The sequence below is a fragment of the Yersinia sp. LJYL362 genome (assembly GCF_048323875.1).
The window spans coordinates 1-11,771 of record NZ_JBLWEX010000142.1; the positions used below are offsets into that span (position 1 = coordinate 1).

An 11,771-nucleotide genomic window follows, 5' to 3' on the forward strand; every position below is an offset into this window, starting at 1 on the left:
ATCCGGGTAACTATGACGAATATATGACTGCGGCGACTCAAGCTCGCGATCGTTTGCTCTCTGATAACGCTAAGAAAAAGGCCCAGATCTCTGAGCTGCAATCTTTCGTCAGCCGCTTTAGTGCCAACGCCTCTAAATCTAAACAGGCCACTTCACGTGCCCGTCAAATTGATAAAATTCAGCTTGATGAAGTGAAAGCTTCAAGCCGCCAGAACCCATTTATCCGCTTTGATCAGGATAAAAAGTTGTTCAGAAATGCGCTGGAAGTTGAAATGCTGACTAAAGGTTTTGATAACGGCCCACTGTTTAAAAACCTCAATCTGCGCCTGGAAGTGGGTGAAAAAGTCGCTATTCTTGGGCCGAACGGTATTGGTAAATCGACTTTGCTGAAAACCCTGGTCGGGGATTATGAAGCGGACGCTGGTACTGTGAAATGGTCTGAAAACAGTAGAATTGGCTATTACGCGCAGGATCACGCCAGTGATTTTGAAATTGATCTCACGGTATTTGACTGGATGAGTCAGTGGAAACAGGAAAAGGACGATGAGCAGGCTGTTCGCAGTGTGTTGGGTCGTTTGCTGTTTAGCCAGGACGATATCAAGAAGAAAGTTAAAGTTCTATCTGGTGGTGAGAAAGGGCGCATGCTGTTTGGCAAGCTGATGATGCAGCGGCCTAACATTCTGGTAATGGATGAGCCAACCAACCATTTGGATATGGAATCGATTGAAGCTCTTAACATGGCGTTGGAAATGTACGAAGGTACGCTAATCTTCGTTTCCCATGACCGTGAGTTCGTCAGTTCACTGGCGACCCGAGTGATTGAAATGACACCGAAAAAACTGATCGACTTTACCGGTAACTACGAAGATTATCTGCGTAGTCAGGGTATTCAGTCCTGATTATTTGACCGCGTGTTAATAAGAGCTGATGCCATGCATCAGCTTTTTTTTTGCCCGATATTCCGCTAATCCTTACCGCAAACCTCGCAGTTAGCGTCTTTTGCCAGTTTTAAACTCCGAAACTCCGCCGTCATGGCGTCATACATTAATATGCGGCCTGATATCACCTGCCCATACTGAGTCAGTAGTTTTATCGCTTCCATCGCTTGTAGATTGCCAATAATACCCACTAATGGAGCCATGACTCCGGCTTCAACGCAGGTTAGGGCGTTATCGCCAAATAACCGGCTCAGACAGCGATAGCACGGCTGAGCCTCTTGATAGGTAAAGACACTGACTTGCCCCTCCATGCGGATTGCCGCACCTGAAACCAGTGGTTTACGCTGTGCATGGCATAGGCGGTTAAGTTGCTCACGGCTGGCGACATTATCGGTACAATCTAACACCAATTGATGTTCAGCTATGGCAACGGCAAGTTGTTCATCATCTAACTGGGCATCAATGGTTTTGATTATCAGGTTGGGATTCATCTCAGACAAAGTTAGTGCCGCAGACACCACCTTAGATACACCGATACGGTCATCGCGGTGCAGAACCTGCCTTTGTAGATTGGAAAGAGACACCTTGTCAAAATCCAGCAGTGTGAGATGACCTATACCTGCCACTGCAAGATACTGTGCAGCGGCACACCCGAGGCCACCTAATCCAACAATTAATACCTTAGCGGTATTCAGTTTTTCCTGACCGTCAAAATCAAAACCACGTAAGACAATCTGCCGGTTATAACGCAGGGCTTGTGCATCGGAAAGTTCAGGCAACATATCAGGCTCTCAGTAATTTATTACGCCAATAATCAACTAGCGTAATAGTTCATTAAACAACTCTATTTCAACAACTTCACCGACTTCTACCGAACCACGTTCCCGCTCAAGCACGATAAAACAGTTACCTTGGCTGAATGAGCTGAATACATGTGAACCTTGATGACCAGTAGTACTTACTTCCAGTTCGCCACGAGAATTAGTTGAGAAAATCCCACGCTGGAAATCCAAACGACCCGGCGATTTTTTCAGCTTTGTGATCGTTTTTGCTTTCAGACGTAATGGTGGATGCCATGTCGAGTGGCCGGAGATTTTAGCAATAAGAGGTTGTACCAATTGATAAAATGTCAGTGCAGCAGAGACGGGATTACCAGGTAGGCCGCAGAACCAGGCATGATCCAATTTACCGAAAGCAAAAGGTTTGCCGGGTTTTATGGCTAACTTCCAGAAACCAATATCACCCAGTTCCTCCAGCATCTGTTTGGTGTAATCGGCTTCACCGACAGAAACGCCACCACTACTAATCACCAAATCGGCGACGGCATCAGCTTGCTCAAATGCTTTGCGTAATGCCTGTTGGTCATCACGGATAACACCCAGATCAATAATTTGGCAACCTAACTGTTGCAACATCAAACGAACCGCAAAGCGGTTGGTATCGTAAATTTGCCCTTCTCCCAAGGGTTGCCCAACGGGCTGCAACTCATCGCCGGTAGAGAAAATAGCTACTTTCAATGTGCGGAAAACAGTCAGTTCGGCAATTCCTAATGATGCCAAGAGGGGAAGTTGCGCCGCACCGAGTTTGACGCCAGCGGGGAAAACGGCCGCTCCTTGTTGGATATCTTCGCCTGCCAGTCGAATGTTCTGCCCAATCCGCGCATTGCCACTGAAGGTGACACCTTGTTCACTCACCACGGCTTGTTCTTGCATGATGACTGCATCGGCACCTTCGGGGATGGGTGCGCCCGTCATAATTCGAATACAACTATTTGCTGGCCATTCTTCTTTAAACGTTGCACCAGCAAAAGCTTTACCCGCCACCGGTAACGGTATCGTGCTGCTAAGCTCATTACAGCGCACCGCATAACCGTCCATAGCGGAGTTAGCGAAAGGGGGGACGGCAATCGGGGATGTGATTGCGCTGGCTGTGATACGCCCCGCAGCATCAGTGAGTGCAATGGTTTCGGTGGCCTGTAATGGCGTGACCTGTGACAGCATTTTGGTCAGAGCTTGTTCCAGAGAGAGTAAATCCGAGGTATTACAGTGATCCATGCGGGACTCCGTGGTCTGATGGCACCGTCGCCAGAAGCTATAACGGGTGCGCGGCAATAATCAATTGAGAGCGCCATTATGGCAGAGATTACTATGCGGGTGAATTGATGGGGGGCAAAGAGGTCACAGTCTGATATTGTCTTGAGTTGTATCATTCTTTTTTATTGGCATTTTCTTTGTCGGGTGAAACTGGAGGTAATATGGATTATCAAAAAATTCTGAAATTCTGGTTTAGTGAGATGGACCCTGCATTGTGGTTCAAAAAAGATGAGGATTTTGACGCCCATTTACGTCAGCATTTTGGTGCCATTTGGCAGGCTGCCTCTAAGGGAGAACTGGCTCACTGGCGCCTGAATATTGAGGGGCGCCTGGCAGAAATTCTGATATTAGATCAATTCAGCCGAAATCTATTCCGCGATTTACCGACTTCATTTTCCTGTGATGGCATGGCCTTGGTGTTGGCACAGGAGGCGGTCAGCAGTGGCAAAGCTGGGCTGTTATCAGATACACAGCGGGGGTTCCTCTATTTACCTTTTATGCATTCTGAATCCGCATTAATCCATCAGCAAGCATTGAAGCTATATACCGAACTAGGTAATGAGACTCAGCTAGATTATGAATTGCGCCATAAAGCAATTATTGATCGCTTCGGTCGCTACCCACACCGCAATCATATTCTTGGGCGAGTATCCAGTGCTGAGGAGCAGGCTTTTCTGTTACAACCCGGATCTGCTTTTTAGTCTAAAACTCCTTCCTAATAAACCCCACATTGTCAGTATTCTGTCTGCTTATTGAAGGGCAGAATACTGCGTTATCATGTTACAATTCAAACCATTATAATGTCGTTTCAGTAAGTATTGGCTAAATAACGTTGAATGGTCGCCAGTAATTTCCCTGTTCCACAACATGTATCATTATATCCTTCGGTATGTCGACGGTTAATAACCCGGTCATGGGGGCAGCCGCCATGGCAAATAGAAAACCACTCGCAATGTTGCATTTTTTCAGTCGCGGTTTTTTCCTCATTGATGGCTTGTTGGTTATGCGATGAGTGAGCTAAAAGATCCGCCAGGTCAGTATTTAACAAAGATCCATAGATGCTACCTTTATCACCTACATATTTGTCGCAAGGAGAGATGTCACCATTGGGTTCTAAGGTGATAATTTCTTGCGAGCAATTGCCAGACCAATAACATGCGGCAGGTTTATTTTTAGCATCTTTCAATACGCGAATAAAATCATCAAAAACAGCAATATGTATCTTACCCTGATAACCGTTTACCCAAATAATAAACAGCTCTGATAGAAACTGGATAAATTCAGCATAACTGATAAATCCTTCGCCAACATACTGCCCTTTAACGAGTCTATTATCAGGAACTATATTAAGAAACTCAATGTGGGTTAATTCTATTGAGATAAAATAGTCCAACATTTCCTTCATGTCAGTTTGATAAACTTCTCGGTCAACAACAATAAGAGCACCATATGGAATATTATACTCGCGAAGTTTTTTTATTCCTTTGGCTATGCGATCAGATGTCTTCCTGCCTCGATAGTCTATCCGCCGTTTATCATTTACCGCTGGTACACCATCAAGACTAATTCCAACATTCATGCCAATACCTTTAATAAATATTAACCACTCATCTGAGATATTGACGACATTTGATTGCATGGTGTTAGTTATATATTGCTCTGGCCGCTTAAATTGTTGCTGCAACCAAATAAGTTTTTTAAAAAATGCTGGCTTTAGCAGTGTTATTTCACCGCCATGCCAGACAAACTCAAATCTATTTACATTAGGGATAGCAAGGATCTGCCGTACTGTTCGGACTAGGGTATGAAATGATACCGTCTGATTGGGGCCTTCTGCCCATGAGTGGCAGTAGGTACAGCGAAGATTACATAAACGGGTTGCCTTTAATACAACAACTAGTTTTTTTGCTTTAATCGTTTTCACTGAAATACTTTTTTTTATCTCTTCGTTGAATATATCTAGCTCATCACTATCGAGTAATTTTTTTGCTGGTATCTTACCAATAAGATAAGATGATAGTATTTTGTATTCACATGTCTCGAGTTTTTCCAGTTCTTTTAGATCTATTTTATTTATCTTAATGCAATCAATGTATTTTACCGGAATCATATTATCCATAGTATATTCCTATTTATTCATGTTAGTTTTCCATCTCTCATGTTTATTATTCTGTTGCCATATGCAGAGGCTTCATCTGAATGTGTAACCATAATAATTGTTGTACCTTTTTGGTTTATATATTTTAATTGCTGTAATACAGAACGGGCATTTTTACTGTCTAAATTACCAGTAGGCTCATCAGCCAAGAGCAATGCAGGGTTAGATACCATCGCTCTGGCGATGGCGACTCGTTGTTGTTGACCTCCTGATAGTTGCATTGGTTTATGATGCTTCCGGTTATCAATATCGAACAGGTTTAAAACTTGGTTAACTTGTTCGGTACGTTCCTTTTTGCCAATGCCCCGATACTTAAGTGGTAAAGCAATATTATCAAAAATAGATAAGTGTGAAATGAGATTGAATGATTGAAATATATAACCTATTAATAATCGTCTTAATATTATTTTTTGTGAGTAGCTCATACCAATAATGTTTTTTCCCGCCAGTGTGAATGAACCATTATCAAGAGAGTCAAACAGACCGATGATATTAAGTAATGTGGATTTTCCTGAACCCGATGGCCCCATAATAGAAACAAAATCACCTTTTTCAACGCTGAAGCTTAGATGATTAAGAACCTTAGTTTTAATTATTTTAGTGGTATAACATTTTTCAGCATTTTGTATGTTTAGCATGTTATTTGAACCCAATGATATCGTATTCACTATTATTAGTCTCTGGGGGGATGACAATGATTTCCCCTACCTTTATTCCTGATGTTATTTCTGTTTTCATCGGATTTCGACGCTTTATGTCTATTTTAGATTTAATGGCAAGATCGTTTTCTGGCTGATAAATATAGATAAAATTACTTCCATTATCATCGAAAATGATGCTATCAGTAGGTGCCATCAACACAGCGTTACTTTCTTCTTGTAATGGAATTTGTATTTCAATAGATTGCCCTCTTTTAAGTAGGGAGGTAGAGCCATGTAATGGCATCAGTTTTGCCTTGAATTTACCATTTTCAACAATAGTTGATACTGACTCAATAAGTAGTGGTGTTTCTTGACCATTTATTGTTGCCGATATTTGTCTTTGCGGCTTAATTTTATCGAGGTAATACTCACTGAAATAAACATTAAAATAATATGATTGAAGGTTATCGATAATTGCAATTTTTTCGCCGGGTTTTATTTGTTGACCCAGTTCTACATCAAGGATAGATAAAGTCCCATCAATGGGTGCTGTTATAACCAATTGTTCCATGCCGTTTTCTATAATATCCATCATTCTCTCCAGTAATAATATAGAATCATCTATACTTTTGAATTGTAAGGGGAATGACTCTTTATTTTTATTATCATGATCTTTTAAAATTTCACTTTTTATTTGCCAGTTTTTTAACATGCCGACTTGGTTTTCCAGTTCGGATTTTGCAATCATTGATTTCATGTCGAGAACTTGATGCCTTGCCAAATCTTTCGAAATAGTCGTTATCTGATGCTGAGCCTCTTGTAAATTAAGTTTTGTCTCTCGATTATCTTGTTCTAACTGTATTTTCATATTGCGCAGATTGTTTATTTGCTCGGTAATATTTGCTATTCTGGATGTCGCTTCCAGCATAAAATCGTAGTTAGATAAACGAATAATAACATCGCCTTTCGCGACAGTGTCGAAAGCCTGTTTGGTGACTTCAGTGACTTTTCCTCCTCGTTCACTTGATACAATTATGCTTTCTTTAGGTACCGCGATAGCTCGGGTTGTCAGCACATCCTGATACACTTCTGATTCAATAGTATGGAAAACAGCATTCTCTCGTGATATGAGTAAAGAGCGCTGAGCGGTAGATAAATAATAAATATAATAAAGACAAGCAATAACAGCCAATAATACGAAAAAAATAATTAACTTAGCAGTTGCATTTTTATTTTTTCTCTGCTCAATATTTATATCCATGGTGTTATTTCTTCTTCTGGCTATTTAGGATATGACTATTGAAAATAAGTGTAATAGTCATAACTATAATTACGCATAAAATAAAGCTAATAAATGAACCTGCCGCATAGACATAAGATAACCCTTTAATCACACTGTATTGTGACAGCCAATTATGCAATAACAGAAAACTGACAGGTAATGATATTATTACTGCTATGACGATAGGTATAATGCTCTGTTGTATAAAGAAAATAATATGTGTATAAATTGATCCGCCAATAGACTCCATTATTGCTAGTGTTTTTTCGAGCCGTTTTGTCTCTGAGGTGCTGATTATTATCGTGCTTATTAAGACCAATATGACGGTAAATAATGTTACCGTGTTAATCGTATTATACATAAGTGTATTATTGCTGAAATATTCTTTATGTAATTTGTTGATCGATTTTATGTGTTCAGTATTAACGTGATGGTGTTTTAATATTTTCTCTACTTTCCCGAAATCTTGAATGTTTTCAAGTTTGACTGCGCCATAGCGTTGAGGGCTGTTTTGAATGAGAATAAGCAAGGGAGGTGGTGTGTCCTCTCTATCCGCCAGATAAAAATCATCGATCACATTCAGTACCCTAACTGATTGCTGCGAGTTATTCTCATTAATATAAAAAACAGTATTCAGTATATGGTCATAGGACTGTTGTCCCGTTAATGTCATAAACGATTTTGTGGCAACAGCATGGTAAACATTACTGTTATCGCTGGGTAGTAATAGGTTTTTTTCGCCCGCCAGAATATTCACCCCCCAAGTGTTAATAAAGTTTTTGTTTACTTTAAGGATATTAACTGTGAGTAGTTTGTCTTTTTCTTGCTGATTGTTATGGAATACGGAAATATTATGTCGTGACATATCAAATGGCCGCCAACTACTCAAAGAGATATTATTAATGCCAACTGCATTTCTCAATTCATCTTGTAAATTGTTTATTGCAGTTTTTGATTTTAACTTATCACTTAGTATAAATGTTATTACATTTTCTTTTTCATAACCAAAATTGTAATTTTTCATAAAATGCATCTGTGTCATTATACCCGCCCACAGGTATATGATGATACCTGCAATAATGATCTGCATGCAGAACATAATGCGAGTCATATAGAGTGACTGAGATGATTGTGCAGTAATGCTGTTGCTATAGGCATTATTAGGCAAAGTAAGCGTCAGCAAAAAGAGGTAGTGGGCGAGCAAAATAGCTGCGTAAGTTAGCGCTGTAGTAATAGACAACGCAGTTGAGATGTTATAACTACCATGAGTAAAGATAAGCTCTCTGGCACTATCGGAAAATTGTACGAGTGACATCAAAATAAAAAGAGCAACTAACAGCACAAATGCAGTTTGGAATGTAGCAATTAAAAATGCTTCTATGATTAGCTGGAAATTGGACGCGCCAACGGCTTTTTTTATATAGAAACTGTTTCTCTTTTTTGTATTTATAACGTTGTTAATATTAAAGAAATTCATTGTCGTAGCAAAAAAAACAAATATTCCTGAGGCGTATAAAATATTTAAGTATGAGCTTGAAACGACAGTACTTATTTCATCAGGCAATGCATTGTCGTAATGGATATCAGCAATATTACGTGCTGAAAGCTGAATGAATTCTTCTGGACTAAAAGGGGCTCCTGGAAGCTGTGGTGCGTGCTGAATAATGTGAGAATTTAGTTGCTCTGGGGTGGGGCTCATCCCAGATTTCATCGTGATAAAAGCGTAGGCATGGGTATCATACCAATCATGTCTTTTATCGTGGTAGCCATCTAATATTTCAGGAGCGAATGCGATGACTGCAGTCGTTTTAAAACGGCTGGATGGATTAAATTCAACAACATCTTTAATGAGAAATTGGCCTTTATCACCTAATGTTATGACATGCCCTTGAGGGTTATCCAGATGAAGATATTGTTGGTTAAACTCTGGGGTAACAATAATTTCATTCTGTGCCAGATAGAGATTTTTTTGTTGATAAGGATTTAATGTGTTTAAAACATCGGTGCTAATTGCATAGATATCAATATTTGAATACGTCTTATCATTGACATGTAGGTTGGTGAAAATACGCACGATATAATCAATGCTCTTGATATCTTTATCATTTCTTAATACTGAAATAAGTGGGAAGGGAACTTGTGCTGATTTCACTTCATCGCCGTTAGGCAGATTAAATGATGTTTCTATCCGATATATATCTTTATAGTTATTATTATGTTTCTCAATACGAGAGTCTGTTAAATAAAGAACTAATACAAAAAATAGTGAGATCAATCCTATGGCTGTTATTAGTGTTGCTAACAGGCTTGATACTGGACTTAGCTTCAGATCATTGAAAAATTCACTTGTTAGCATGGGGAATATCTCACTGATTTTAATAAAATAGAGTGATAGTATTATTTTATTTCTGCAATCTATCAAACGATACTAATTATTATAATTAAGATACCAGTAATGGCATCTTAATCTATCTAATTAAAACTATCATTATTTAGTTTATTGTTGTGTAAAGCTTTTTGACCAATTCCATGCGGTTATTTGGTTGTTAGAGTTGCTGCGTCTTAAATTTTCTATTTCATGCTCATTTATAGAAAATAAATTATTTTTAAATGATTGTTCTAACGACTCTAACTTAGTTTTTAATGCCATTAAATGAGCGTTATTCATTCTTTCATTTGATTGATTTGAAGTAAACATATAAATCTCCTTTTAAGTTTATTCCTTTTTTGTGTTGCTCAGCCTCGGTGAGTATTGAGCCATTTATTTGTAATTCTTTTCTCCGATTTTATCAATGTTTTTTTCATCATGCTTTTTATAATAATTTATTAATTATGTTATTAAACTAAAGGATTATTAGTTATTAGCGTAACGAGAGTAAGCTCTATATTTACTATAAAATAAAAAGCCCCCGAAGGGGCTTTAAGGTTTCTATTATTGTTGATCGGCTGAGTTATATCCGTTAGCGATGTAAGTATTCAGCATGGAAACGCAGATGATCTTCAATAAATGTCGCTATGGTGAAATAGCTGTGATCATAGCCCGGCTGAATACGCAAGGTCAGAGGCCAATCACGCTGACGTGCCAATTCAGCTAATTTTGCCGGCTGTAATTGATCGGCAAGGAATTGATCTCCATCTCCCTGATCGACCAATATTGGCAACTGGGTTTGTGCATGCGTGAGTAAATGGCAGCTATCATATTGCAACCATTGACTTTCATCAGCACCCAGATAAGCACTAAAAGCCTTGCGTCCCCACGGAACCTGACACGGATTGACTATCGGTGCAAAAGCAGACGCGGATTGATATTGCTGCGGATTACGCAATGCCAACATCAACGCACCGTGGCCGCCCATTGAGTGACCACAGATAGATTGACGATCACTCACACTGAAATGCTGGCGGATCAACGCAGGTAACTCTTGGCTGACATAGTCGTACATATGAAAATGCTCAGACCAGGGCGCTTGTGTCGCATTCAGGTAGAACCCAGCCCCTTGGCCTAAATCATAGCCGTCATCATTAGGTACGTCATCGCCACGCGGGCTGGTATCTGGCATCACCAATACCAACCCGAGCTCAGCCGCGATCCGCTGTGCGCCTGCTTTCAACGTGAAATTTTCATCATTACAGGTGAGCCCTGATAGCCAGTAAAGTACCGGCGGCGGGTTATCATCCCGCGGTGGTGGCAGATAGATGCTGAAGGTCATATTGCAATTCAGGCTGCTGGCGGCGTGGCGATAGCGTTGCTGCCATCCACCAAACATCCGGTGCTCTTCGAGAAGTTCAAGTGACGTGTTCATGCGTTGTCTGCCTCCCTGCGCTATTTATTTTGTAAAGTAGGTTTTTTTGCTGACTGATCAAAATGAATCACGGTACGGATAGATTTGCCTTCATGCATTAAATCAAAGGCTTCATTGATTTGATCCAAACCCATGGTATGAGTGATGAAATCATTTAGGGCAAATTTTCCATCCAGATATTGCTGCACAATACCCGGTAATTCTGAGCGACCTTTGACTCCGCCAAAAGCAGAACCACGCCAGACTCGGCCTGTCACTAGTTGGAATGGGCGAGTTGAAATTTCTTCACCTGCACCAGCGACACCAATAATAACTGATTCGCCCCAACCTTTATGGCAGCACTCTAAAGCTGAACGCATGACATTGACGTTACCAATACATTCAAATGAGAAATCAACGCCGCCATCAGTCAGCTCGACAATCACATCCTGAATAGGTTTATCATAATCTTTCGGGTTAATCAGGTCAGTCGCACCCAGTTTGCGGGCCAGCTCGAATTTGCTGGTATTGAGATCGATCCCGATAATCCGGCTGGCACCGGCCATTTGTGCGCCAATAACCGCAGATAAACCAATACCACCCAAGCCGAAGATAGCCACTGTGTCGCCCGGTTTCACTTTGGCAGTATTGATAACTGCCCCCATGCCAGTGGTCACACCACAACCTAACAAACAAACTTCTTCTAATGGTGCTTCTTTATTGATTTTTGCCAGTGATATTTCTGGTACGACGGTCAATTCAGAAAAAGTTGAAGTGCCCATGTAATGGAAAATAGGCTGGCCATTCTTCGAGAAGCGAGTGGTGCCATCGGGCATCAAGCCTTTACCTTGAGTACTGCGAATTGCCTGACACAGGT

Annotated in this window: 11 protein-coding genes; 2 read left to right on the forward strand and 9 right to left on the reverse strand. The window is 40.5% G+C overall.

Annotation, left to right across the window (positions count from 1 at the left end; all coding sequences use genetic code 11):
- A partial coding sequence (locus ACNSO8_RS06590) for an ATP-binding cassette domain-containing protein (RefSeq protein WP_418394172.1) occupies nucleotides 1-899 on the forward strand: 899 nt, incomplete at its 5' end.
- 65 nt (nucleotides 900-964) lie between these two features.
- Here ACNSO8_RS06590 and moeB read toward each other — a convergent pair.
- Both moeB and moeA read right to left on the reverse strand, forming a co-directional pair.
- The gene (gene moeB / locus ACNSO8_RS06595; protein WP_050160046.1) at nucleotides 965-1,720 is read right to left on the reverse strand and encodes a molybdopterin-synthase adenylyltransferase MoeB; all 756 of its coding nucleotides are present in this window, start codon (nucleotides 1,718-1,720) and stop codon (nucleotides 965-967) included.
- Between the two features lie 36 nt (nucleotides 1,721-1,756).
- Nucleotides 1,757-2,992 (reverse strand): molybdopterin molybdotransferase MoeA, encoded by a 1,236-nt coding sequence (gene moeA / locus ACNSO8_RS06600; protein ID WP_418394173.1) that lies wholly within the window; start codon nucleotides 2,990-2,992, stop codon nucleotides 1,757-1,759.
- A gap of 200 nt (nucleotides 2,993-3,192) precedes the next feature.
- Here moeA and ACNSO8_RS06605 point away from each other — a divergent pair, with 200 nt between their 5' ends.
- The gene (locus tag ACNSO8_RS06605; protein WP_019081054.1) at nucleotides 3,193-3,732 is read left to right on the forward strand and encodes a DUF924 family protein; all 540 of its coding nucleotides are present in this window, start codon (nucleotides 3,193-3,195) and stop codon (nucleotides 3,730-3,732) included.
- Between the two features lie 107 nt (nucleotides 3,733-3,839).
- On the opposite strand, the gene darE is transcribed toward ACNSO8_RS06605, so the two are convergent.
- The 7 genes from darE to ACNSO8_RS06640 form a co-directional block, all read right to left on the reverse strand.
- Nucleotides 3,840-5,150 carry a darobactin maturation radical SAM/SPASM protein DarE gene (gene darE, locus ACNSO8_RS06610; RefSeq protein WP_172653576.1) on the reverse strand — a complete coding sequence of 437 codons (1,311 nt, stop codon included), beginning with the start codon at nucleotides 5,148-5,150 and terminating at the stop codon, nucleotides 3,840-3,842.
- Between the two features lie 17 nt (nucleotides 5,151-5,167).
- A complete protein-coding gene (gene darD / locus ACNSO8_RS06615; protein ID WP_050916872.1) occupies nucleotides 5,168-5,827 on the reverse strand; it encodes a darobactin export ABC transporter ATP-binding protein in 660 nt (219 codons plus the stop codon).
- A 1-nt stretch (nucleotide 5,828) separates the two neighbouring features.
- Nucleotides 5,829-7,091 (reverse strand): darobactin export ABC transporter periplasmic adaptor subunit, encoded by a 1,263-nt coding sequence (gene darC, locus ACNSO8_RS06620; RefSeq protein ID WP_418394174.1) that lies wholly within the window; start codon nucleotides 7,089-7,091, stop codon nucleotides 5,829-5,831.
- Between the two features lie 4 nt (nucleotides 7,092-7,095).
- Complete coding sequence (gene darB / locus ACNSO8_RS06625) at nucleotides 7,096-9,468, reverse strand: darobactin export ABC transporter permease subunit (RefSeq protein WP_172653577.1); 2,373 nt, start codon at nucleotides 9,466-9,468, stop codon at nucleotides 7,096-7,098.
- A gap of 141 nt (nucleotides 9,469-9,609) precedes the next feature.
- On the reverse strand, nucleotides 9,610-9,810 hold the full coding sequence (darA, locus tag ACNSO8_RS06630; protein WP_172653578.1) for a darobactin family peptide antibiotic: 201 nt from the start codon (nucleotides 9,808-9,810) through the stop codon (nucleotides 9,610-9,612).
- A 262-nt stretch (nucleotides 9,811-10,072) separates the two neighbouring features.
- Complete coding sequence (gene fghA, locus ACNSO8_RS06635; RefSeq protein ID WP_050075190.1) at nucleotides 10,073-10,915, reverse strand: S-formylglutathione hydrolase; 843 nt, start codon at nucleotides 10,913-10,915, stop codon at nucleotides 10,073-10,075.
- A 20-nt stretch (nucleotides 10,916-10,935) separates the two neighbouring features.
- Nucleotides 10,936-11,771, reverse strand: an 836-nt coding sequence (locus ACNSO8_RS06640) for a zinc-binding dehydrogenase (RefSeq protein WP_418394175.1), incomplete at its 5' end; no start/stop codon positions are given.

Excerpts from the sequence above, each read along its gene's own strand:
- moeB (WP_050160046.1), bottom strand. The coding sequence starts at position 1,720 with ATGTTGCCTGAACTTTCCGATGCACAAGCCCTGCGTTATAACCGGCAG.
- moeA (WP_418394173.1), bottom strand. The coding sequence starts at position 2,992 with ATGGATCACTGTAATACCTCGGATTTACTCTCTCTGGAACAAGCTCTG.
- ACNSO8_RS06605 (WP_019081054.1), top strand. The coding sequence starts at position 3,193 with ATGGATTATCAAAAAATTCTGAAATTCTGGTTTAGTGAGATGGACCCT.
- darE (WP_172653576.1), bottom strand. The coding sequence starts at position 5,150 with ATGGATAATATGATTCCGGTAAAATACATTGATTGCATTAAGATAAAT.
- darD (WP_050916872.1), bottom strand. The coding sequence starts at position 5,827 with ATGCTAAACATACAAAATGCTGAAAAATGTTATACCACTAAAATAATT.
- darC (WP_418394174.1), bottom strand. The coding sequence starts at position 7,091 with ATGGATATAAATATTGAGCAGAGAAAAAATAAAAATGCAACTGCTAAG.
- darB (WP_172653577.1), bottom strand. The coding sequence starts at position 9,468 with ATGCTAACAAGTGAATTTTTCAATGATCTGAAGCTAAGTCCAGTATCA.
- darA (WP_172653578.1), bottom strand. The coding sequence starts at position 9,810 with ATGTTTACTTCAAATCAATCAAATGAAAGAATGAATAACGCTCATTTA.
- fghA (WP_050075190.1), bottom strand. The coding sequence starts at position 10,915 with ATGAACACGTCACTTGAACTTCTCGAAGAGCACCGGATGTTTGGTGGA.